This window comes from Roseicella aerolata (assembly GCF_020523605.1).
In the GTDB taxonomy this organism is placed as follows: domain Bacteria; phylum Pseudomonadota; class Alphaproteobacteria; order Acetobacterales; family Acetobacteraceae; genus Paracraurococcus; species Paracraurococcus aerolatus.
On the sequence record NZ_JAJAQI010000003.1, the window covers coordinates 142870 to 165212 of the forward strand.

The 22343-nt window shown below is 70.5% G+C and carries 23 protein-coding genes, 4 tRNA genes and 1 pseudogene; 15 read left to right on the forward strand and 13 right to left on the reverse strand.

Annotated elements, in window-relative coordinates:
• Positions 1 to 172: 172 nt before the first annotated feature.
• The gene (locus LHA35_RS03175) at positions 173 to 1552 is read right to left on the reverse strand and encodes an NYN domain-containing protein (protein ID WP_226604373.1); all 1380 of its coding nucleotides are present in this window, start codon (positions 1550 to 1552) and stop codon (positions 173 to 175) included.
• A 126-nt stretch (positions 1553 to 1678) separates the two neighbouring features.
• Here LHA35_RS03175 and thrS point away from each other — a divergent pair, with 126 nt between their 5' ends.
• The 14 genes and pseudogenes from thrS to LHA35_RS03245 all read left to right on the forward strand — a co-directional run.
• On the forward strand, positions 1679 to 3622 hold the full coding sequence (gene thrS / locus LHA35_RS03180; RefSeq protein ID WP_226604374.1) for a threonine--tRNA ligase: 1944 nt from the start codon (positions 1679 to 1681) through the stop codon (positions 3620 to 3622).
• 69 nt (positions 3623 to 3691) lie between these two features.
• Entirely contained in the window at positions 3692 to 4216 is a 525-nt protein-coding gene (gene infC / locus LHA35_RS03185; RefSeq protein WP_226604650.1) for a translation initiation factor IF-3, read from the forward strand.
• Positions 4217 to 4517: 301 nt separating this feature from the next.
• Positions 4518 to 5915 carry a signal recognition particle protein gene (ffh, locus tag LHA35_RS03190; protein ID WP_226604375.1) on the forward strand — a complete coding sequence of 466 codons (1398 nt, stop codon included), beginning with the start codon at positions 4518 to 4520 and terminating at the stop codon, positions 5913 to 5915.
• Between the two features lie 27 nt (positions 5916 to 5942).
• Positions 5943 to 6281: a 30S ribosomal protein S16 gene (gene rpsP / locus LHA35_RS03195; protein WP_226604376.1), complete on the forward strand. Its 339-nt coding sequence runs from the start codon at positions 5943 to 5945 to the stop codon at positions 6279 to 6281.
• Positions 6282 to 6307: 26 nt separating this feature from the next.
• A complete protein-coding gene (gene rimM, locus LHA35_RS03200; protein ID WP_226604377.1) occupies positions 6308 to 6826 on the forward strand; it encodes a ribosome maturation factor RimM in 519 nt (172 codons plus the stop codon).
• Positions 6823 to 7623: a tRNA (guanosine(37)-N1)-methyltransferase TrmD gene (trmD, locus tag LHA35_RS03205; protein ID WP_226604378.1), complete on the forward strand. Its 801-nt coding sequence runs from the start codon at positions 6823 to 6825 to the stop codon at positions 7621 to 7623. The genes rimM and trmD overlap by 4 nt, the downstream gene beginning before the upstream one ends.
• Before the next feature lie 22 nt (positions 7624 to 7645).
• A complete protein-coding gene (rplS, locus tag LHA35_RS03210) occupies positions 7646 to 8056 on the forward strand; it encodes a 50S ribosomal protein L19 (protein ID WP_226604379.1) in 411 nt (136 codons plus the stop codon).
• 60 nt (positions 8057 to 8116) lie between these two features.
• Positions 8117 to 9547 (forward strand): 3-isopropylmalate dehydratase large subunit, encoded by a 1431-nt coding sequence (gene leuC / locus LHA35_RS03215; protein ID WP_226604382.1) that lies wholly within the window; start codon positions 8117 to 8119, stop codon positions 9545 to 9547.
• 14 nt (positions 9548 to 9561) lie between these two features.
• Positions 9562 to 10176: a 3-isopropylmalate dehydratase small subunit gene (gene leuD / locus LHA35_RS03220; protein ID WP_226604385.1), complete on the forward strand. Its 615-nt coding sequence runs from the start codon at positions 9562 to 9564 to the stop codon at positions 10174 to 10176.
• A 64-nt stretch (positions 10177 to 10240) separates the two neighbouring features.
• Positions 10241 to 11356: a 3-isopropylmalate dehydrogenase gene (leuB, locus tag LHA35_RS03225; protein WP_226604386.1), complete on the forward strand. Its 1116-nt coding sequence runs from the start codon at positions 10241 to 10243 to the stop codon at positions 11354 to 11356.
• A 115-nt stretch (positions 11357 to 11471) separates the two neighbouring features.
• Positions 11472 to 11548, forward strand: a tRNA-Arg gene (locus LHA35_RS03230).
• Positions 11549 to 11579: 31 nt separating this feature from the next.
• Positions 11580 to 11656 (forward strand) — tRNA-Arg (locus tag LHA35_RS03235).
• Positions 11657 to 11682: 26 nt separating this feature from the next.
• A tRNA-Arg gene (locus tag LHA35_RS03240) sits at positions 11683 to 11756 on the forward strand.
• 391 nt (positions 11757 to 12147) lie between these two features.
• Positions 12148 to 12432 (forward strand): annotated as a pseudogene (locus LHA35_RS03245) (hypothetical protein); the annotation flags it as partial.
• A 59-nt stretch (positions 12433 to 12491) separates the two neighbouring features.
• Here the strand turns inward: LHA35_RS03245 and obgE are convergent.
• The 3 genes from obgE to rplU form a co-directional block, all read right to left on the reverse strand.
• Positions 12492 to 13574: a GTPase ObgE gene (gene obgE / locus LHA35_RS03250; protein ID WP_226604389.1), complete on the reverse strand. Its 1083-nt coding sequence runs from the start codon at positions 13572 to 13574 to the stop codon at positions 12492 to 12494.
• Between the two features lie 146 nt (positions 13575 to 13720).
• Complete coding sequence (gene rpmA / locus LHA35_RS03255) at positions 13721 to 13990, reverse strand: 50S ribosomal protein L27 (RefSeq protein ID WP_226604392.1); 270 nt, start codon at positions 13988 to 13990, stop codon at positions 13721 to 13723.
• Between the two features lie 13 nt (positions 13991 to 14003).
• Entirely contained in the window at positions 14004 to 14321 is a 318-nt protein-coding gene (gene rplU / locus LHA35_RS03260; RefSeq protein ID WP_226604395.1) for a 50S ribosomal protein L21, read from the reverse strand.
• Positions 14322 to 14566: 245 nt separating this feature from the next.
• On the opposite strand from rplU, the gene LHA35_RS03265 reads away from it, so the two are divergent.
• Positions 14567 to 14656 (forward strand) — tRNA-Ser (locus tag LHA35_RS03265).
• A 421-nt stretch (positions 14657 to 15077) separates the two neighbouring features.
• Here the strand turns inward: LHA35_RS03265 and LHA35_RS03270 are convergent.
• The 9 genes from LHA35_RS03270 to LHA35_RS03310 form a co-directional block, all read right to left on the reverse strand.
• Positions 15078 to 15302: a hypothetical protein gene (locus LHA35_RS03270; RefSeq protein ID WP_226604398.1), complete on the reverse strand. Its 225-nt coding sequence runs from the start codon at positions 15300 to 15302 to the stop codon at positions 15078 to 15080.
• 478 nt (positions 15303 to 15780) lie between these two features.
• Positions 15781 to 17280, reverse strand: a complete 1500-nt coding sequence (locus LHA35_RS03275; RefSeq protein WP_226604400.1) for a DUF3987 domain-containing protein — start codon at positions 17278 to 17280, stop codon at positions 15781 to 15783.
• Positions 17273 to 18166 (reverse strand): DUF7146 domain-containing protein, encoded by an 894-nt coding sequence (locus LHA35_RS03280; protein ID WP_226604403.1) that lies wholly within the window; start codon positions 18164 to 18166, stop codon positions 17273 to 17275. Before LHA35_RS03280 ends, LHA35_RS03275 begins: the two co-directional genes overlap by 8 nt.
• Complete coding sequence (locus LHA35_RS03285; protein WP_226604405.1) at positions 18163 to 18393, reverse strand: hypothetical protein; 231 nt, start codon at positions 18391 to 18393, stop codon at positions 18163 to 18165. Before LHA35_RS03285 ends, LHA35_RS03280 begins: the two co-directional genes overlap by 4 nt.
• Positions 18386 to 18607, reverse strand: a complete 222-nt coding sequence (locus LHA35_RS03290; RefSeq protein ID WP_226604408.1) for a hypothetical protein — start codon at positions 18605 to 18607, stop codon at positions 18386 to 18388. The genes LHA35_RS03285 and LHA35_RS03290 overlap by 8 nt, the downstream gene beginning before the upstream one ends.
• A gap of 283 nt (positions 18608 to 18890) precedes the next feature.
• Complete coding sequence (locus LHA35_RS03295; RefSeq protein ID WP_226604411.1) at positions 18891 to 19115, reverse strand: helix-turn-helix domain-containing protein; 225 nt, start codon at positions 19113 to 19115, stop codon at positions 18891 to 18893.
• A 113-nt stretch (positions 19116 to 19228) separates the two neighbouring features.
• Entirely contained in the window at positions 19229 to 20008 is a 780-nt protein-coding gene (locus LHA35_RS03300) for a hypothetical protein (RefSeq protein WP_226604413.1), read from the reverse strand.
• Positions 19971 to 20330 carry a hypothetical protein gene (locus LHA35_RS03305; RefSeq protein ID WP_226604417.1) on the reverse strand — a complete coding sequence of 120 codons (360 nt, stop codon included), beginning with the start codon at positions 20328 to 20330 and terminating at the stop codon, positions 19971 to 19973. The genes LHA35_RS03300 and LHA35_RS03305 overlap by 38 nt, the downstream gene beginning before the upstream one ends.
• Positions 20331 to 20879: 549 nt before the next feature.
• On the reverse strand, positions 20880 to 22235 hold the full coding sequence (locus tag LHA35_RS03310) for a tyrosine-type recombinase/integrase (RefSeq protein WP_226604420.1): 1356 nt from the start codon (positions 22233 to 22235) through the stop codon (positions 20880 to 20882).
• Positions 22236 to 22343 lie beyond the last annotated feature (108 nt).

The following is a 22343-nucleotide window of genomic DNA, read 5'->3' on the forward strand; positions in this document are numbered from 1 at the left end:
GGGGCGGCCGTCCGGCGATCGGCGTATTCTGAATCTGCAAGGCAGACGTAACTGGTTTTTCCACGATGTGAAGCATACCCGTCCGCGGCACCGGCATACAGGGCGCGTGCGGTTGTCATTTCGGCGGATCACCGGCGCCCCGCCACGGGCCATGCGGCCCGGGTTCAGCCGGTCAGCCCGGTGGAGCGGGGGACGCCTCCTCGGGCGCCGGCTCCGGGCCCGGGCGAGGGCCGAGGCCGATCCACTCCCGGAGGGCCGCCAGCGTATCGGGCGGCAGGCGTGCCCCGGCCGCGGCCGCCTGGCGCGTGATCTCGGCGAAAAGGGCGCGGCCGAAGCGGGCCGGCGTCTCCTCATCCGCCGGGCTGCGCCAGTCCACCCGGGCGCGGTTCAGCCAGAGCGCCAGCGCCTCGATCGCTCGGGCCGGCAGGTCGAGCCCGGCGCCCATCGCCTCGGCGGCCAGCGCGGCCCGCGCCTCGGCACCCGGCGGGCCCGCCTGCGGCAGCATGCCGGCCAGGCGGCGCAGGGCGAAATCCAGCTCCACCGGCCCGATCTGCGGCACCTCCAGCGCCGGGCCAAGGGCCGCGCGCAGATCCGCCATCAGACGCGAGAGCGGGTCGTCCGCCAGCCCGGGCTGCCGGAGCGAGGGGCGGGCATGCCGCGCCGGGTCGTAGAGCCAGCCGCCGCCCGGCCCCGCCTCCAGCGCCAGCCCCTCGGCGCCCTCGATCAGCTTGGCGAGCGTCCCGGCGCCGCCGAAGCGCGACTGCCGGATCCAGGCGCCGCCGAGCTGGTGGATGCGCTTGCCGAGGGCCGGCAGATGCAGCGGCTCCTCCGCCGCCGCGACCTGCTCGCGCAGCAGGGCGAGGATGGCGGCGCGCTGCGCCACCGGCTCCCCCGGGTCGGGCACGGCATCGGCGGGCGGGTCCGCCTGGGCCGGCGCCGCGGCGGCCTGGCGCGGCGCCGAGGCGTTGGTCGGCGCGTCCTCTGTCAGCGTCGCCTCCGCGAAGGTCTCGAAGCCGATGACCGCATCGGCCGCGGCACGGAAGGCCTGGGCGGAGAGCGGGTGGGTGACGACGAGACTCCGCCGGTCATGCGCGCGCAGCCGGTGCAGCAGCGGGGTGAAGTCGCTGTCGCCCGAGAGGATCAGGAATTCCTGGAAATGGGTCGGGTGGGCGAGGGCGTCCAGGATGTCGAGCGCCATCACCATGTCCGCGCCGTTCTTCAGGCGGGCGAGGCGGGGGCAATCCACCACCTGCAGGCCGGCGCGGACGAAATCCGCGCGGAAGCGGCTGTAATAGACCCGCGGCTGCTGGATCCAGGCGGCGAAGCGGCCGCCCGGCTCCGGCTCATGCCAGCCAGCCGGGTTCAGGTAGCAGCGGCGGACCAGCAGCCGCCGCGGGCCGCTATCCGCGCCCGATTCCAGCCAGGCCAGCCAGCGCCCGGGTTCGGTCGCGAAGCTCCAGGCCGCCCATTCGTCGATGGCGGCGAGGCTGGAGAAGACATTGTCGAAATCGATATAGAGGGCGGCGCGCAGCGGCGGCCCGGCGGTGGGCATGTCGGGTCCCCCTTGGACCAGGGCCTTCTATGCCGCCGGTGGCGCATGTCCAGCGAAGCTTGACGCGGGCGGGGCGGCCTGCCCATGGTCCGCGCCCTTCAGCCCCCGAGAGGAGCGAGCCAGCCCATGCCTGCGATCACCCTGCCCGACGGATCCGTGCGCCAGTTCGATGCGCCGGTGACGGGCACCGAGATCGCGGCGGCGATCGGCCCGGGCCTGGCGAAGGCCGCCCTCGCGATGCAGGTGGACGGCGCGACGAAGGACCTGGCGACACCCATCGCGGCCGATGCCGCGGTGCGCTTCATCACGCGCAAGGACCCGGAGGCGCTGGAGCTGATCCGGCACGATGCCGCCCATGTGCTGGCCGAGGCGGTTCAGGCGCTGTTTCCGGGCACCCAGGTGACGATCGGCCCGGCCATCGAGAACGGCTTCTACTACGACTTCGCCCGCAACGAGCCCTTCACGCCCGAGGATTTCGCCGCGATCGAGGCGAAGATGCGGGAGATCGTGGCCCGCAACAGCCGCTTCGTCCGCTCGGTGATGCCCCGCGACGAGGCGATCGCCTTCTTCGAGGCCCGGGGCGAGAGCTACAAGGCCGAGCTCATCCGCGACCTGCCGGCGACGGAGGAGATCAGCCTCTACTCCCAGGGCGACTGGATCGACCTCTGCCGCGGCCCGCACATGCGTGGCACCGGCGATGTCGGCTCCGCCTTCAAGCTGATGAAGGTGGCCGGCGCCTATTGGCGCGGCGACCACCGCAACGCCATGCTGTCGCGCATCTACGGCACGGCCTGGCGCGACCAGAAGGAGCTGGACGCCTATCTCCACCAGTTGGAGGAGGCGGAGAAGCGCGACCACCGTAAGATTGGCAAGGAGATGGGGCTGTTCCACCTCCAGGAGGAGGCGACGGGCAGCATCTTCTGGCATCCGAAGGGCTGGAAGCTCTACCGGGTGCTGGAGGACTACATGCGCCGGCGGCTGGACGCGACCGCCTATCAGGAGGTGCGGACGCCGCAACTGCTGGACCGCAAGCTCTGGGAGGCCTCCGGCCACTGGGAGAAGTTCCGCGAGGCCATGTTCATCGCGCGGGTCGAGGACGAGGACGAGAAGGACCGCGTCCTCGCCCTGAAGCCGATGAACTGCCCCTGCCATGTGCAGATCTTCAACCAGGGCCTCCGGTCCTACCGGGAACTGCCGCTGCGCATGGCCGAGTTCGGCTCCTGCCACCGCTACGAGCCCTCGGGCGCTCTGCACGGCATCATGCGGGTGCGGGCCTTCACCCAGGACGATGCGCATATCTTCTGCACGGAGGAGCAGATCGCCGCCGAGACGGTGGCCTTCGTCGAGCTGCTCTCCTCCATCTACCGCGACCTGGGCTTCGCCGAATTCCGGGTGAAGTTCAGCGACCGGCCGGCCAAGCGCGCCGGGACGGACGCGGTCTGGGACCAGGCCGAGGGCGCGCTCAAGGAAGCCTGCCGGATCGCCGGCGTGGACTACACGCTGAACCCGGGGGAGGGCGCCTTCTACGGCCCGAAGCTGGAATTCGTGCTGCGCGACGCCATCGGCCGGGACTGGCAATGTGGGACGCTGCAGGTGGATTTCGTGCTGCCGGAGCGGCTGGATGCGGAATACGTGGCCGAAGACGGATCACGGAAGCGGCCGGTCATGCTGCACCGCGCCATCCTCGGCAGCTTCGAGCGCTTCATCGGCATCCTGATCGAGCAGCATGCCGGCCGCTTCCCGCTCTGGCTCGCCCCGGTCCAGGTGGTGGTGGCGACCATCGTGGACGAGGCCGCGCCCTTCGCGCGGGAGGCCGCGGCGGCGCTGCAGGCCGCCGGGCTGCGGGTGGAACTCGACCTGCGGAACGAGAAGATCAACCGCAAGGTGGTGGACCATATCGACCAGCGTGTGCCGGTGCTGGCCGTGGTCGGCCGGCGGGAGGCAGAGGAGCGTGCCCTGGTGCTGCGCCGCCTGCCCGGACGCGAACAGGCCACGCTGCCTCTCGCGCAGGCGGCGGAATTGCTGGCCGCGGAGGCGACACCCCCTGACCGGGTGGTTGCAGCCGGATAAGTCAAGCCCCATAAGAGACGACCTAAGCCGTTTCCACAGCGACAGGAGCCGACCATAGCAAGAGGACCCATTTCGAATCAGCCGCCGACGCGCGATGGCCCCCGGGTCAACGAGGATATCCGCGTTCCGCAGGTGCGGCTGATCGACCAGAACGGCGAGATGATCGGCGTGATGTCCGCCCGGGATGCGCTGCTGCGCGCCTATGAGGTCGGTCTGGACCTGCTCGAGATCAGCCCGAACGCCGTCCCGCCGGTCTGCAAGATCACCGACTACGGCAAGTACAAGTACGAGCAGCAGAAGAAGGCCAACGAGGCCCGCAAGAAGCAGAAGGTCGTCGAGATCAAGGAAGTCAAGGTCCGCCCGAACATCGACGACCACGACTACGACGTGAAGATGCGCCAGATGAAGGGCTTCATCGGCGAGGGCGACAAGGTGAAGGTGACCCTGCGCTTCCGCGGCCGCGAGATGGCGCACCAGGACCTGGGCATCAAGGTGCTGGAGCGGATCCGGGTGGATCTCGGCGAAACCATCAAGGTCGAGCAGATGCCGCGGCTGGAGAACCGCCAGATGATCATGGTGCTGGCGCCGAAATAGGGGTGGCGGGCGGGTTGCCGCCCGGGCTTCCCGATCCCCGGACCAGACCCGCCATGCCCGGACCCGTTCCGGGCATTTCTTTTGCCGGTGGGAATTGCCGCTGGCCCGGTGCCGGCGGCCCGGGCCCCGCTTTCCCTTGACGCCGGGCCCGCCCGGGCGTAGCAGCACCCACCCGGGATCTTCCCGACCGAGGTCCCCTGCCGGGCAGGGGGCTCCGCCGCTCCGCGAAGGCTCGCGCAGCGGCGCGTTTCCTTTTGGGGGCATGCCAGCCCCCGCAACGAGTGGGGGTCAGGCAGGCCGCATGTTCGAGGCCCTGTCCAGCAAGCTGAACGGCGTCTTCGACCGGCTGCGCCGCCGTGGCGCGCTCTCGGAAGCCGATGTGCAGGAAGCGCTGCGCGAGGTCCGCGTCGCGCTGCTGGAGGCCGATGTCGCCCTGCCGGTGGTCAAGGACCTGACCGCCAGGGTGCGCGAGCGCGCCGTGGGCGCCGAGGTGCTGAAGAGCGTCTCGCCCGCCCAGCAGGTCATCAAGATCGTCAACGACGCGCTGGTCGAGGCGCTGGGCGGCGGCGAGGCGGATACCGGTGCGCGCGGCATCGACCTGAACGCGCCCTCGCCGGTGCCGGTGCTGATGGTCGGCCTGCAGGGCTCGGGCAAGACCACCACCTCGGGCAAGATCGCGCTTCGCCTGAAGAACCGCGACAAGAAGAAGGTGCTGCTGGCCAGCCTCGACGTGCACCGCCCGGCGGCTCAGCTGCAGCTCGAGACGCTGGCGAAGCAGGTGGGTGTCACCAGCCTGCCGATCGTCCCCGGCCAGACCCCGCTGCAGATCGCCGAACGCGCCATGGATCTCGGCCGGCGCGAGCTGTTCGATGTCGTCATCCTCGACACCGCCGGCCGCCTCGCGATCGACGAGGCGCTGATGGCCGAGGTCGCCGAGGTCAAGGCCGCGACCCGGCCGCATGAGACACTGCTGGTCGTGGATGCCATGACCGGCCAGGACGCGGTGAACACCGCCCGCGCCTTCCAGGAGAAGGTCGGGGTCAGCGGCATCGTCATGACCCGGATCGACGGCGATGCCCGCGGCGGCGCGGCGCTGTCCATGCGGGCTGTCACCGGCGCCCCGATCAAGCTGCTCGGCGCCGGCGAGAAGCTGGATGCGCTCGAGGATTTCCACCCCGACCGCATCGCCGGCCGCATCCTCGGCATGGGCGACATCGTCAGCCTGGTGGAGCGCGCGGCCGAGACCATCGACCGGGACGAGGCCGAGAAGATGGCCGCCCGGATGCAGAAGGGCCAGTTCAGCCTGGAGGACTACGCCAACCAGCTGAAGCAGATCGGCAAGATGGGCTCGCTGTCGGGCATCCTCGGCATGCTGCCCGGCATCGGCAAGATGAAGCAGCAGATCGAGGGCGCGAATCTCGACAACGCCATGCTGAAGCGGCAGGCGGCCATCATCGGCTCGATGACGCCGAAGGAGCGCCGCGCGCCCGACATCATCAAGGCGAGCCGCAAGAAGCGTATCGCCGCCGGCAGCGGGACCACCGTGCAGGAGGTCAACAAGCTGCTGAAGAATTTCGACGACATGTCCGCGATGATGAAGCGGATGAACAAGCTCGGCCAGAAGGGGCTGATGCGGGGTGGCCTCGGCGCCCTGCTGCCCAAGGGGATGAACCTCCCCGGTGGCCGGAAGCCTTTCTAGACCTTTACCCAGGAGTGACCTGAGACCATGGGCCTGAAGATCCGCCTCGCGCGCGCCGGCGCCAAGAAGCGCCCCTACTACCACATCGTGGTGGCCGACAGCCGCAGCCCGCGCGACGGCCGCTTCATCGAGAAGATCGGCAGCTACAACCCGATGCTGCCCTCCGACCATGCCGAGCGCGTGCGCCTGCAGGATGAGCGCGTGACGCACTGGATCAGCCAGGGCGCGGTCGCCACCGATCGCGTGGCGAAGTTCCTCGGCCATAAGGGCCTAGCGCCGATGCCGGTCTTCCCGGAGCAGCCGAAGAAGTCCGCGCCGAAGAAGAAGGCTCAGGAGCGCGCTGCCGCGGCTGCCGCGGCCGGCTGACAAGGCGTTCCGGTAGGCCATAGGTCATGGCGGGCAAGCGCATCCTGGTGGGAGAGATCGGCAGGCCGCATGGTGTGCGCGGCCTGGTGAAGCTGCGCAGCTTCACCGCCGATCCCGCCGCCATCGCCAGCTATGGCCCGCTGACCGACGAATCCGGCGCGCGCCGCTTCCCGCTCACGCTGCTGGCCGAAGGGCTGGCGCGGATCGAGGGCATCGCCGATCGCGACGCCGCCGCGCGCCTGACCGGCACGAAGCTCTATGTCGAGCGGGACCGGCTGCCGCCGCCGGAGGAGGAGGAATACTACCTCGCCGACCTGATCGGCCTCCGCGCCGAGACGGAGGCGGGGCAGGGCCTCGGCCTGGTCCGGGACGTGGAGGAGCATGGCGCCGGCGCCTTCCTGGTGCTGGACGGGCCGCCCGAGCGGCTGATCCCCTTCACCCGGGCCGCCGTGCCGGTGGTGGACATCGCCGGCGGCCGCGTGGTCGTCGTGCCGCCCGAGGAGGTCGTCGTCCCGCCCCAGCCCGGGGAGGAGCATGCGGCATGACGTGGCACGCCTCCGTCCTCACCCTCTTCCCCGAGATGTTCCCGGGCCCGCTCGGCCAGTCCCTGGCCGGGAAGGCGCTGCGGGACGGGCGCTGGGCGATCGACAGCTTCGATATCCGCAGCTTCGCCACCGACCGGCACCGCACCGTGGACGACACGCCCTTCGGCGGCGGCGCCGGCATGGTGATGCGCCCGGATGTGGTGGATGCGGCGATCGCGGCGGCGCTGGCGGCCGGGCCCGACCGCCCGGCGGTCTATCTCACGCCGCGCGGGCGGCCGCTGGACCAGGCCATGGTGCGGGATTTCGTGGCCGGGCCGGGCCTGATCCTGCTCTGCGGCCGGTATGAAGGGGTGGACCAGCGGGTCATCGAAGCCCGCGGCCTGCGGGAGGTCTCCATCGGCGACTACGTCCTCTCGGGCGGGGAGCCGGCGGCGATGGTCCTGCTCGATGCCTGCGTCCGGCTGCTGCCGGGCGTCATGGGCGCGGCCGCGAGCGGGGAGGAGGAGAGCTTCTCCCCCAAGGGGCGTGAATGCCTGCTGGAATACCCGCACTACACCCGGCCCGCCGAATGGCAGGGCCGCGCCGTCCCGCCGGTGCTGCTCAGCGGCCACCATGCGGAGGTGGCACGCTGGCGCCAGGCCGAGGCGGAACGCATCACCTGCGAAAGGCGCCCGGATCTCTGGGCGCGCCACATCGAGACTGCCGGCCGGGACCGGGCGCCTGCGGCGCCCCCTGCCGCGACGACCGAAAACGCTGCGGGGGCGGGGGCCATGGACGGCCGCCCCGCCGCCGCCTAAAGATCAAGGAAAGGACCAGACCATGAACCTGCTGCAGCAGTTCGAGGCGGAGCAGATGGCCCGCCTCGTCTCCGCCCGCGCGGTGCCGGAATTCGGCCCGGGCGACACCGTCCGCGTAATGGTGAAGGTGGTGGAAGGCGAGCGCACCCGCACCCAGGCCTATGAGGGCGTGGTGATCGCGCGCAGCAACCGCGGCGTGAACAGCAACTTCACGGTCCGCAAGCTCTCCTATGGCGAGGGCGTGGAGCGCGTCTTCCCGCTCTACAGCCCCTCCATCGCCGAGATCGCGGTGGTCCGCCGCGGCAAGGTGCGCCGCGCGAAGCTGTATTACCTGCGTGGCCGCACCGGCAAGTCCGCCCGCATCCAGGAGCGGGCGGTGAACCGCGAGGCGCCCGAGGCCGCGAAGCCGGCCGCGGCAGCCGCACAGGCCTGATGTAACGTCGCCCCGCGCGGCTCGGCGCGGGGCGCAAGCAAGAACGGGTAGGGACAACGCATGTCAGGGCAGAAGCCGCGCACTCTCTTCGACAAGATCTGGGACGCCCATGTGGTGGAGACGCTCCCGGACGGCACGGCGCTGCTCTACATCGACCTCCACCTGACCCATGAGGTGACGACGCCGCAGGCCTTCGACGGCCTGCGCCAGGCCGGCCGCAAGGTCCGGCGGCCGGAGGCGACGCTCGCCGTCATCGACCACAACATCGCCACCGATGCCTCCCGCTACACCGGTATCGAGGACCCCGAGAGCCGGGTGCAGGTCGAGACGCTGGAGCGGAACGTCCAGGAATTCGGCGTGCCCTTCATCCCGCTGCTCGACCAGCGCCAGGGCATCGTCCATGTCATCGGGCCGGAGCTGGGCCGTTCGCTCCCCGGCATGACGATCGTCTGCGGCGACAGCCACACCTCCACGCATGGTGCCATGGGCGCGCTGGCCTTCGGCATCGGCACCTCGGAGGTCGAGCATGTGCTCGCCACCCAGACGCTGCTGCAGAAGCCGGCCAGGAACATGCAGGTGCTGGTGGAGGGCAACCTCGCCCTCGGCTGCACCGCCAAGGACATCGTGCTGGCGATCATCGGGAAGATCGGCACGGCGGGCGGCACCGGCCATGTCATCGAATTCGCCGGCGACGCGATCCGCGCGCTCGACATGGCCGGCCGCATGACGGTCTGCAACATGTCGATCGAGGGCGGCGCCCGGGCCGGCATGGTCGCGCCGGACCAGACCACCTACGATTATGTCCGCACCCGCCCGATGGCCCCGAAGGGCGAGGCGCTGGAGCGCGCGATCGAGTACTGGAAGACGCTGCCGACCGATGCGGGCGCGCATTTCGACAAGGTGGTGAAGCTGGCGGCGCATGAGATCGCGCCGCAGGTCACCTGGGGCACCAGCCCGGAAGACGTGCTGCCGATCACCGGCATCGTCCCGAACCCGGAGGAGGCGGCGGACGAGGCGCGGCGCGAGCAGATGCGCCGCAAGATGCAGTATATGGGCCTCCAGCCCGGCCAGCGCCTGCAGGACTTGAAGGTGGACGTGGTCTTCGTCGGCTCGTGCACCAACAGCCGCATCGAGGACATCCGCGCCGCCGCCGCCGTCGCCCGCGGCCGCAAGGTGGCGGAGGGCGTGCGCGCCATGGTGGTCCCCGGCTCCGGCCTCGTGAAGGCGCAGGCCGAGGAGGAGGGGCTGGACCGCATCCTGCAGGAGGCGGGCTTCGAGTGGCGCGAGGCCGGCTGCTCCATGTGCCTCGGCATGAACCCGGACAAGCTGACGCCCGGCCAGCGCTGCGCCAGCACCAGCAACCGGAATTTCGAGGGGCGTCAGGGCCCCGGCGGCCGCACGCATCTGCTCTCGCCCGCCATGGCGGCGGCGGCGGCGATCGCCGGCCACCTGGCCGATGTCCGCGACTTCCAGCCCCAGCAAGCCCAGTAAGGGGGGACCGTGTGATGCAGGCCTTCACCAAGCTCACCGGCATCGCCGCGCCGCTGCCCAAGGCGAATGTGGACACGGACCAGATCATCCCGGCCCGCTTCCTCAAGTCCATCAGCCGCACCGGCTTTGGCAAGAACCTCTTCGCCAATTTCCGGTACCGGGAGGACGGGTCGGAGAACCCCGACTTCGTCCTGAACCAGGAGCCCTATCGAAAGGCCGAGATCCTCATCGCCTTCGAGAATTTCGGCTGTGGTTCGAGCCGTGAGCACGCGCCCTGGGCGCTGCTGGATTTCGGCATCCGCTGCGTCATCGCGCCGGACTTCGCCGACATCTTCCACAACAACAGCTTCAAGAACGGCGTCCTGCCGGTGCGGCTGCCGCGGGAGGTCTGCGAGCAGCTCATGGAGGATGCGCGGATGGGCGGCAATGCGCGCCTCACCGTGGATCTGGAGCGCGAGGTGGTGGTGCGGCCGAACGGGGAGGAGATTCCCTTCAAGATCGACCCGCTGCGCCGGCACCTGCTGCTGAACGGGCTCGACGATATCGGCCAGACCCTGCAGCACGCCTCCGCCATCGATGCCTATGAGGCGAAGCGGAAGGCGTCCCAGCCCTGGCTCGCCGGCGGCTGATCGCCGCCGTCTTTCGCACCCCCTGCTGACGCCGTCCGCGGGGCGGCGAGGACGGAGACGACCAATGCCTGCCAACAAGAAGCTTCTGGTCCTGCCGGGCGACGGCATCGGGCCGGAGGTCATGGGTGAAGTGCGCCGGATCATCGACTGGATGGACCGGCGCCGCAGCCTCTCCTTCGAGATCGAGGAAGGCCTGGTCGGCGGCGGCGCCATTGATGCCGTCGGCTCGCCCTGCCCGGACGAGACCGTGGCGAAGGCCAGGGCGGCCGATGCCGTGCTCTTCGGCAGCGTCGGCGGCCCGAAATGGGACAGCCTGCCCTTCGAGCAGCGGCCGGAACTCGGCATCCTGCGGCTGCGCAAGGATCTCGGCCTGTTCGCCAATCTCCGCCCGGCCGTGGTGCTCGATCCGCTGGTCGAGGCCTCCTCGCTGAAGCCCGACATCGTCCGTGGCGTCGATATCATGGTGGTGCGGGAGACGGTGGGCGGCGTCTATTTCGGCGAGCCGCGCGGCGTCGAGACCCTGCCCGACGGCAAGCGCCGCGGCTTCGACACCGATGTCTATCATGAGGACGAGATCGCCCGCGTCGCCCGCGTCGCCTTCGACCTGGCGCGCAAGCGCCGCAACAAGGTGACCAGCGTCGAGAAGGCCAATGTCATGCAGTCCGGCCGCCTCTGGCGCGCCGTGGTCGGCGAGGTGCACAAGGCCGAGTATCCGGACGTGCAGCTCGAGAACATGTATGCCGACAACTGCGCCATGCAGCTCTGCAGCCGTCCCAAGCAGTTCGACGTCATCCTCGGCAACAACCTGTTCGGCGACGTGCTGTCCGATCTGGCGGCGGCGCTGACCGGCTCGCTCGGCATGCTGCCCTCGGCGACGCTCGGCGCGGTGGACCCCACCACGGGCAAGCGCCACGCGCTCTATGAGCCGATCCATGGCTCGGCCCCGGACATCGCCGGCAAGGGCGTGGCCAATCCCTGTGCCCAGATGCTTTCCTTCGCCATGCTGCTGCGCTGGTCCTTCGGCCTGGAGGAGGATGCGAAGCTGCTGGAGGCGGCGATCGAAAAGGTCCTCGCCGGCGGCCTCCGCACCGCTGACATCATGCAGCCCGGCATGGCCCGCGTCGGCACCTCCGTGATGGGCGAGGCCGTGGTGCGCGAGCTGGAGAAGCTTTCCGCCTGAGTCCACCGCCCGGCCGCGACACCGCGGCCGGGCGATACGCCTGCGGGCGAGAGAAGGGGGTTGCGCGGCATCGCCGCCTCCGCTATTTCGCCCGCCTCGCCGCAAGGCGGAATGCGCGCCCGTAGCTCAGCTGGATAGAGCACCAGACTACGAATCTGGGGGTCAGGAGTTCGAATCTCTTCGGGCGCGCCATTTTCCCTTGCTGCGTTTCATTCTGGTTCAGGCGCCCGTAGCTCAGCTGGATAGAGCACCAGACTACGAATCTGGGGGTCAGAGGTTCGAATCCTTTCGGGCGCGCCAGTTTCCTCCCTATATTCCTCTCCGGGGCGCCCGTAGCTCAACCGGATAGAGCACCAGACTTCGGATCTGGGGGTTAGGGGTTCAAATCCTCTCGGGCGCGCTGCCCTTTGCCGCTGGGTGCCAAGGGCTTCCGGGTTGATCTGTTCCTCGCGGCTGTCTTGACCCTCTGCGGGCGTTCCATACAGGCGCCGCGGCCGCGGCGCTCCTCTACCGCCGGGGGCTCCCACAGGCGGCCCGCCTTGCCGTACTTCGCGCTCCTGCGCAGGACCGAGCAGTGGCAGCGGCCGGATCATGTTCGGAGGGCTCCATTGCTCACGAAAGCGTCATTCTACTGATCGGCCGCGAGGTCCAGCGACGTGGCCGGATGCATGCTGCGGGCGGAGCTCAAGGTGTGGCGCCAGCCCAGCCCCGGGCTGAGGATCAGGTAAGGCCAGTCCGGCCCGCTACTGCCGCCGCATCCAACACTGGCGGCGGTAGCGGGCCTGCGTGGCGAGGTGCGCTCCTGGACCGGCTGGCACCGCCACCTCACCCTGGCCATGCTCGCGCATGCCTGTCCCGCTGTCCTGCGCAAGGGCGCCATCGGACGGAGAGGACAGCGCCGACCTGCTGCCCGTCACCGTCCCGGAGGTCCGCCGCCTGCTCTGGCACCTCCTCTGGGATCAGCCGCCAGGGCAGAGATCGTGCTGCACTGGTCGGCCTGGCGCAGACGGACCCGCCATGATCAGGTCCGGTACTACAGCGGATTGCGTTCGGAACTGAACGCCAATCCGCTGTAGACCGTTGTTTGCAGAGCAGATTCACGCTCCCGGGTGTTCACGCCCGTCCGCGATCTGCTCTAGCCCTCTGGATCGAGCCGGGCGATGGGCCGCACCAGGGGATGCGGCGCCGGCTCGGTGGGGGCAGGGGGCTGTGCTGCCCGCTCGGCGCGGACGCGGGCAACCACTTCGGCCAGCGCGCGCAGCACTTCCGGCACGCCCTCGCCGGTGGCACCCGAGACCAGCAGCACCGGTTGCCCCGCCGCGCGCTCCAGCGCCTTCAGCCGGCTCGCCCGCGCCTGCGGCGTCATCGCATCCAGCTTGTTGAGGGCCAGCACTTCCGGCTTCTCCGCGAGGCCATGGCCGTACTGCTCCAGCTCCTCCCGCACCGTGCGCCAGGCGCCGGCGGGGTCGGGCTGGCTGCCATCCACCAGATGCAGCAGCACCGCGCAACGCTCGACATGGCCGAGAAAGCGGTCGCCGAGCCCCACCCCCTCATGCGCGCCCTCGATCAGGCCGGGGATGTCGGCGAGGACGAATTCCTCCGACGCATTGAGCCGCACCACGCCAAGCTGCGGATGCAGGGTGGTGAAGGGATAATCGGCGATCTTCGGCCGGGCGGCGGAAACGGCGGCGAGGAAGGTGGACTTGCCGGCATTGGGCAGCCCGACCAGCCCGGCATCGGCGATGAGCTTGAGGCGGAGCCAGATCCAGCGCTCCTCGCCCGGCCAGCCCTTGTCGGCGCGGCGCGGGGCGCGGTTGGTGCTGGTCTTGAAATGGGCGTTGCCATGGCCGCCATCGCCGCCGCGGGCGATCACCACCCGCTTGCCCGGCGCATCCAGGTCGGCGAGCAGCGTCTCCTTGTCATCGGCCAGGATCTGGGTGCCGACCGGCACCTTGAGGACGACATCCTCCGACCCCGCCCCGGTGCGGTCCGATCCCGCGCCGTTGCCGCCCTTCCGTGCCTTGAAGTGCTGGGCATAGCGGTAATCGATGAGGGTATTCAGCCCCTCCACCGCCTCGACCAGCACATCGCCGCCCTTGCCGCCATTGCCGCCGTCCGGGCCGCCGAATTCGAGGTACTTCTCGCGCCGGAAGGCGACGACGCCGTCGCCGCCATCGCCGGCCTTCACCCAGACCTTGGCTTCGTCGAGGAACTTCATGGGTGTGGGACCCTGGATGCGCGAATGCGGGCCGCGAGGGGCCGAAGGCAAGCAAATGGGGGCCTCAGGGCCCCCGGCAAACGAAAACGGGGGCCCTGAGGCCCCCGTCCGAACGCGCCATGTGGCGGTGTGTTACCCGCCGGAGCCTATTCGGCCGCCTGCGGCAGCGGCTCGACCGAGACGGCGACCCGGCCCTCGGCCTTGCGCTCGAATTTCACCCGGCCGTCGATCGCGGCGTGCAGGGAGTGCGTGCGGCCGACATAGACATGGCGGCCCGGCAGCATCTTGGTGCCGCGCTGGGTCACGATGATGTTGCCCGCGCTGACGGCCTGGCCGCCGAACAGCTTCACGCCGAGGCGCTTGCCGGCGCTGTCGCGCCCGTTGCGGGAGGAACCGCCGGCCTTCTTGTGTGCCATCGTCCTATCTCCTTCAGGCGGCCGCGATATCGGCGATGCGGACCACGGTCAGGTCCTGGCGATGGCCGCGCTTGCGCCGGTAGTTCTGGCGGCGCTTCTTCTTGAAGATGATCACCTTGTCGCCGCGGGTCTGCTCGACCACCGTGGCGGTGACGGTGGCGCCCGGAACGGTGGGGGCGCCGAGGGTCAGGCCGGCCTCACCGCCGACGGCCAGCACGTCGTGGAAGGTGATGGTGGCGCCGGGCTCGGCCTCCAGCTTCTCCACCGTCAGGACGGCGTTCGGCGTCACCCGGTACTGCTTTCCGCCGGTGCGGATCACTGCGAAGGTCATCGTGCGGCCCCACCTGGTCGCGCCAGGATTCCGTGCCGAGGCGGCACCGCCCCGGAAGACTCTGTGAAACACTCGGCCGTAAGCGGCCGCCGGCGGCACGAGGGCGCCGCCGGGAGGCGCGGCTTATAGCGGCGGGGGGCACCGGGCGTCAACGCCGTGTTGCGCCGGCGCGGGGAATCTGGGGCGGCGCCGGAAGGGCGTTGCACCCGGCCGCCGCTGCCCTTATAGGGCGGCGCCTGCCCCGCGGAGAGGTGGCAGAGTGGTCGATCGCGTCGGTCTCGAAAACCGAAGTACGGGCAACCGTACCGTGGGTTCGAATCCCACCCTCTCCGCCATCAACCCTAGGTTTTCTGCGGCTTTCAGCCCGATTTGGGGCGGCTTACCCCATTCCTTACCCCATCCGCCGCTCGCGCTAGGCTGCGATAACGTGCGACGGCATGGGATATTGGCGCCGCGGCGTGTCGTCCCATCGGGGTTCCGGAGACGATGCCCGGACCGGAAACCCCCCTCCCGGTTTTTGGTCCCCGCGCGAATGCAGCCCCGGTTCGGTCCGCACCCGGGGTACCGTTAGGGATTCGAGCCCCCCGGTGGCGTATCCACCAAGCCGTGGCCTAGGGGCTTGGACGGCGCAGGCGCCTTTGAAATGGGCCCCGGGAATAATCAAAGGGGCTCGAAAATCTGTGCGTGGGGGTTGATGCGGTTCCAGCCCCTCCGCCCGCCAGAGATTTGACCGCCCCCCTCCCGGCGCCTCGCCGCTCAGGACAGCAGCCGCTCCCAAACCGTCCCGCGCTCGGCCTCCGCCGCCGCGGCCTCGGCCGCAGCCTTCTTGCCAGGTGCCTCCATCTTCGCATGGAGGTAGGGCAGCGCCGCGATTGCCGCCCGGTCCCGCCGCGCCGGATCGGCATTAGGGTCGCGCATAATGGACAGCAGGTAGGCCAGCGGATCCGCATCGCCGGCCGCCACCATCTGCGGAAGCCGCATCGTCGTGCTGCCCTTCGGCCGCCCAGCGCCAGGCCGGTATCCGCCTTTCGGCATGTCGTCCTCCATCACGTCCTGACTTCCACCACCTCACCCGCTGGCAGATGCGCGGGCGGGTGGCAGGTCCAACAGGCCCAGCCGGTGGGGGCCTTTGCCTCCCGCCACCATCGCCCGCCGGATCGGTCGAACCGGCCGCAGCATGAACACCAGGCGCCCGGCGGCGGCATCGCCTCCGCGCCGGCCCATGCTGGCGGGCGCTGGGGGCGAATGTGCATGTCCGGGGAGGCAGCCTTTGAAGGGGGCGCCGTAGGGCGCTCCCCAATATCCCCACAATCACCAGAATGGGCGCGCGCCTCGTCCTCTCCCCCCTGAGGCGCCGCCTCCCCAGAATCCGCAATATCCCCGGAACCGGCAGGCAGGCAGGCCGCGAGTGCGGGGGTGGGAGGCTCCGCACGGGCGCGAAAGGCGGCGAGCCATCGGCTCACCGGACCACCTGCCACAGTCGGGGGTTCACCCGGTGGTCCTGCCGCGGGCGGCCGGGTCCGCCGCTCGGCAGCGCCGGCAAGAGCACATCCTCGGCTGCCAGCACCGCCACCGCGGCCTTCACCGTATCGGCTTTCGTAAGGCCCGGCAGGCCAGGGGTGTCGCGGATCGCCCGCTCATTCACCACTGCCGGCCGCTTCGCCACGATCCAGCGCAGCAGCGTCCGGGCGTGCCGTTCGTCCTGGCCCAAGGCGCCGTCCCCGAAGGCCCGCGCCGCCATGGGCAGGAAGTAGCCGTCCATCAGGCCGCAGGCCGCTTCCGCCGCACGGGCGGAGATGCGGCAGGGCGGGGGCGTCTCGGCCGGGCCGGCACACCACCACAGATGCTCAAGCAGCAGCGCGAGACGCACCGCCTGGCCCCGCGCCTTGCCCAGCGCCCCCAGCATGAGGCCGGCGCTTTCTTCCTCCCGCGCCGCCCATTCCCCGCCGGCTTGCTCGATCACCGCCGCCGCGTCGTCGTCGAAGGAGAGGTAGAAGGGGCGTGGCGGGCCGTCATCCTCGGCCACCATGGGGAGGGCGGCGAGGCGGCGCAGCGCGTCGCGCATCGCATCCGGCGCGGCGGCACGCTGGGGGCGCCGAAAGGGGCGCGGTTCCGGCCAGAGCCACAGGAACCGGACCGCGAAGCCGTCATCCGCCCCCTTCATCACCTCGCGCAGCCGCTCCGGCTGGATGGTCCCCAGGAGGGAGAGGCCGAAGCGCGGGACGTGGATCGGCTCGGGGTGCTTCACCCGGTCCACGGTCTTGGGCGGCGCGTTGTAGCTTTCGAGCCAGGCCGCGCGGTCCCCGCCCATGCCGCCGCTGTTGTACTTCTCGAACCCCGCGATCCAGGCGGCCAGCTCGTCACGGTGCAGCAGCAGGCCGCGCGGGAGATCGCGCAGCAGGGTTGCCACCGCCTCAAGCGTCGGATCGTTGGTGACGATGCGCGGCCGGCTCGGCTTCTCCGGTTCCTGCGCCGCTTCCGGCATCAGCGGGGGCGGGGTGTTGTCCTTGGCCGCGGCCTTCACTTCGCGTTCCCAGATGGCGCGGCGCTCCTTCGCCTCGGCCGCCGCTGTCTCCCAGGCGCGAAGGGCCGCCGCGTGCCCGCTGCCCATCTCGCGCTCGATATCGGGCAGCACGTCGCGCAGCGTGGCATTGATGCCGGGCGACTTGCCGGCGCTGGGGTTGCCGATGGCACCAAGCCAGAGGAACGGCGGCTCGCGCCAGCCATGCCAGGGCGAGGCCCACCGGCTGTTGCCGATCAAGGCCGATGCGGCGCCCATCAGGCCGGCAGCGATGTAGTCCGGCGGCGCCGCAGCGCCCTCGGCCGCTTCTTCAATGCGGGCGGACCACCATGGGCCGAACACGTCGAGAGGCAGCAGCGGCGCCGGCTGCCGGTCGCGCAGCAGCGCGAGCGAAGGTTCCGGCAACTCGATTTCCTGAATGGTGAAGCCGTCAGCCATGGCGCGTCTCCCGCGCCTCAAGGCGGGCGCGCAGCAGGTCGTTGAAGTCGGTATCCGGGCTGTCAGGGGTGGCGATGCGGACCGCGCGCCCCTCGGCCCGCCAGCGATGCGCGGCGGCATGGGCGGCGCGCTGGCCGGGTGCATCGGGATCGGCGGCGATCACCACCACCGGGCAGGCCGGCAACGGCGGCAGGGGGAGCACGGCCAGGTTGCCGGCGGAGACTGCGGACCATGCCGCGCCGCCGATCATCGCCGCGGCGGAGAGGGCGGACTCTATGCCCTCCCCGATTACCAGCGGGGCGCCGTCGCGCGGCGGATCCAGCATGACAGCGCAGCCTGCCACCGGCCCGAGACTCGCCTTTGCCGGCTCTACCGCGGCCTTGCCGGTGCCATCCGGGCGCAGGAAGGTCCGGTGCACCGCCCGCAGTTCGCCCGTGCGGGTGTCGCGGATCGCGGCGAGCATCGCCGGCAGCCGCTTGCCGCCGGCCGGGTGTGGCGTGGCGGGCAGGTAGCGCAGCGCTGCGGACTCGATACCCGGCAGGCCGCGGACAGCGAGGTAGCGCGCCGCGATGGTGCCGGGCAGCGGCAGGGCTTCATCCCACAGCGCCCGCGCGAAGGCTGATTTCCGGGCCGTGGAGGGCGCCGGCCCCATGGGGCGGTCCACACGCTGGGGCGGAATCCCGCCCCGCCCCAGCGCGTGCCGGACCGCAGCCGTGATGCCCTCGCGGTCCTGGCAGGAGGCGCACCACCAGACGGCGCGGCCCTCCTTCTCCCCGACCACCAAGCCGCTGGCATAGCCGCAGCTCGGGCAGTCGCCGCGCCACTCGCGCCGCATCGGGATGGCGCGCAGCCCGAGACGGGCGGCAATGTCAGAGGCGGCGATCATCGCGGCACCTCCCGCAGCACGGGCGGGAAGGCATCGGCCCCGGCCACCCGGATCATGCCAGGCGACAGGCGCCGATAGGCGGCGAGCCTTTCGAGGATGGCGGCGCTGCAACCATGTGCGGCGCCAATCTCGGCCAGCAACTCGGCCAGGGCGCGCGGCCCCAGCCGATGAACATGCTCGGCACCGCGCCAGAGGCGCAGCATGGCCAGGTCGGGCATGTCAGCCATGGGCTCCGGCCTCCATGCGGCGCAGCTCCGCCACCGCCGCCGCCATGCTGGGGAAGGCGATGGGCAGGCGATGGCCCGGGATCATCAGGCCGGCGCGCGGCTCGCCATTCGCATCGCAGCAGTCGGGCAGCAGCACGAGACGCGGCAGCGGTCCCGTGCGGAGGATGGGCTTCGGCGGCGGCACCCAATCGAGCAAGGGTGTCGGCGCGAGCATCTTCGGGCGGCGCGGGCGATGCCGCCGGCCGCAGGTCGGGCAATGGTCCATGTGCCTTCGGTCCTTCGCTGGACCGGGGCGAGGGCGCTGGCGCGAGATGCCGGGCTTTGGTATCGGGCGGGCGCGAAGTAGTCCGCCGATCACCGCAGTCACGCATCCCCGCCGGGCGCCGACAGGCCCCGGCGGTCTGCGTTTCAGCACCGCGCCCAGCGCAGCAGCGCAGCGAGGGCGAGGACGGCGAGCGGTTCGGCCAGCACGGCGAGCGCAGGCAGGTCGGCGCGGATCACTCCGCCACCCCCAGCAGCGCGCGCAGGCTGGCGGCGCATACCAGCGTGCGACCGCCCACCTTCAGCAGCCGCAGCTTCCCGGCCGCGCCATGCCGGTAGAGCGTCGCGCGGGACAGGCCCGAGACGCGGCAGGCGTCGTTGAGGGTGTAGGACAGCGGCGCGGGCGCCGTGCTGCGCTGGGGGGCGGAGGGGCGGCCGGCGGTCGTCTCGGCAAGGTGCATGGTGTCGCCTCATCAACCATGGCGCGTATTGCGTCAGGGCGACACACTTAATAATCAGCATTTCCCGCGCCTGAGAGCGGAAAGCCGCGGAAACTCGTTTCCGCGCCCTCGTCCTATTCCGGGCACCAGGCTGCCAGCCAATCGCGGATCGTCGTCTCTCCGGGCGCGTCATCGCCCAACTCGGCGTCGCACCAAGCGATCATGCGTCGGAACAACTCCGGCCGTGGGGGAAGTCCATCCGGGTCTAGTGCCAACCGGACAAGCTCGCGGATGAACGTGTCTCGGCCCTTGTGGGGAGGTCGTCCAGTGAAGTTGGCGCGGCCAGGCTTCCGATCCTTGGCGGGGATCCTGGGGGCGTCGGCCAGGCTATGAGGGGCAGGCCAGATCCGTAGCAACTCGCCAGCGTCGATCAGGATGCCGCAGAACAACAGCCGGTATTGGACCGGGTAATCGTGATGCCGGGGGAAAGGCACGACGCCTGTCTGGGTGAGAGTAACGGGTGCGCGCAGTAGCTCGGGCGGCACTCGCTCCCTGCATATCGGCCACGGCTCGTTGTCCCACTTCGGCTCGCGCTCGCCTCGCCATCCGTATGCGGCGAGTTCTCCCGCGGCCAGGGCGCGGCGCAGCGCCTCGGATGCCGCCCAGATTTCCTCATGCCACGCCCCCCATTGGGACAGGCGAGGGCGCATGTCGGCTGCGATCTCGCGGGCTGTCTCTGCAAGCAGCTCGGGCGTCGGATGGCTCAGGCATCGGACTGTTTCCGCCGCTATCGCCGCCTCATTCAACAGGCCATCAACCTCATCTAACATACGGCGAGCCGCGTCCCGGTCCGCCTCGATCGCCTGCGCCTCAATCTCATCCATCATCGCCATGGCGCCGCGCTGCAATTCCATCTGGCGCCGCCGCATGGCGCCAGTCTCGGAGCCGCATGGCGCCAGTCTCGGACTTGAGCATGATGGAGGTGCGCAAGGCCGCCGCCAGCCAAGGGCTTTCGCTCTCGATTGCATTCGGATTTGCCGCCGCCCAATCCAGCATATCAGCCACTGCCTCGGGCGCGGCCTCGAACCAACGCTCGGCGCCGAAGTAAAAAACCTCGTTCCACCAGTCGGGCGGCACGGCGTGCTTGAATGTGATCCAGGCGAGGGCCGTGCCGACTGTCTCCCACCCACTCGGCACATATTTCGCGCCTTGTGGCGCAGCCTGAATGTCGCTCATGCCGCAGCCTCCCTCTACGCCCGCGCCAGCAAAGCGCCGCCCGGGCGCGGGGTCGTCAACTCGTCAAGAAGTGCTGGCGTGGTAGGGGTATGGTCAGCCTGTGGCATTGGGGCTCCGTCCCGTTCTGCGGGTCAGGCGTGCGCTGGGGCTCCATCCCGGCGCGCGCCGCCTTTGATGCCGGGGAACCGCCTCGGCGCGGATCACGTCACTAGCGCGGCGACACTGCCCGGCCAGGCTTCAGGCGCAGTACGCGCGGGTGTGAGGACATGAGAGCGCCGGAAAGGCCGCCCTCAGAAAAGGGCCATTGGGGTGGCGATATCCCTGCGAACAGGCGGGACCAGGCCGGCCACGCGCGAGGCCCACGGGCGCCTCCGCTGAGATGTGTGTGCGTCCCGGCCAGCGCCGGGCGGCACATCGTGGCGCCGCTCGGCGGGTTTTGGGGATTCGGGGGATTTCGGGGAGCCACCCCAGAGCCACACAAACTGTCCCGGCGCAGGGGTTTTGGGCTTTGTGGGGATTTTGGGGAGAGGACGGAAAGCGCGAAGCGCATCACGCGCTCGCCTCGCGCTTCCGCAGCCTCACCACCTTGCCGGCACCGGCCGCAGCAGGGCGGGCGCAGTAGGCCGCCCATGCCTCCATCATCTTCCGCCGCTTCGCCAGCTTGTCGCCGCGTTCATAGGCCGCCTGTGCCTTGTCGCGGATCGTGTGCGCCAGCGCCGCCTCTGCGATCTCAAGGGGAAAGGATGCTTCCTCCCCCACCCAATCCCGGCAGGTGCTGCGGAAGCCGTGCGCCGTGATAGGGCGGCCGGCGGCATCCACCCATTGCGGACCGCTCTCGCCCTCATTCATCCGGCGCAGCAGCATGAGCATGGACATTTGCGAGAGCGCGCCGCCGGCCCCGCTCTTGAAGATCCAGTCCTCGGGATCGGCCTCGCCATTCTCGGGCAGCAGCCCTTGCAGGATCGCCATGGCGGCAGGCGAGAGCGGAATGCGGTGCTCCCGCCCGGCCTTCATGCGTGCCGCCGGGACGATCCACATGGCTTCGTCCATGTCGATTTCCCGCCAACGCGCGCCCAATACCTCGCCAGTCCTGGCCGCGGTCAGAATAGCGAAGCGCAGCGCCAGGGCGGTTGTCGCCGGCCGCTCCGCCAGCGCCGCCATGAAGGCGCCGATCCGCTTGTACGGCAGCGCCGGATGGTGCCCGTCCTCTCCCGTCGTCTCGCGCAGCCGGGCCTTCAGTTTGTTCGGGCTGCCCAGCAGGGGTTTCAGGTTCCCGCGCCAGGCAGCAGGATTGAACCCCCGCGGCCGGAAGCCCAGCGCGGCGGCATAGTCGAACACCGCCTCCATCCGGCCGCGCAGGCGGCTCGCCGTCTCGGGCTTGCTCGCCCAGATGGGGCGCAGCACGGCCAGCACGTCATCCGTGCCGATCTCGGCAATCGGCGTCTCGCCAAGGCTTGGGTAGGCGTAGGTTTCCAGGGTGCTGCGCCATTGCGCCCGGTGGATCGGGTTCTTCCACTCCGCCTCACGGGCCGCGATGCAGGCTTCAGCCAAGGACCGGAAGGTATGGGCGAGAGCCTTGCGGGCCGCTGCGGCGGCCTGGCGCTGCGCTTCCCGGCGGGCGTCAACGGGATCGGCGCCGGTCCGCGCCAGCGCCCGCAGCTCGGCCGCCTTCTCGCGCGCCGCTGCCAGCGTCACCCCCTCGGGCGGATCGCCATAGGAGCCAAGGCCGGCCTCACGGGTGCGCCCGGCCAGCGTGTAGCGCAACAGCCATGACTTGCTGCCGCCGGGCGTGATCTGGAGGAACAGGCCATCGCCGTCCGGGAACGTGACGGGCCGGGGCTTGGTGCCGGGCCTAGCTCCCGGATGCTTCGCTGCCGCAACTTCCCGCGCCGTGAGCTTGCCCATGGTCCCGCCTTGCCCGCCTCGGCCGAAGGGCAGGGCTACCGCCTACCCCATTGGCTACCCCATTCTTGGCATGGGCAAACCTGAACCGTCTAGATACGGAATGAGACA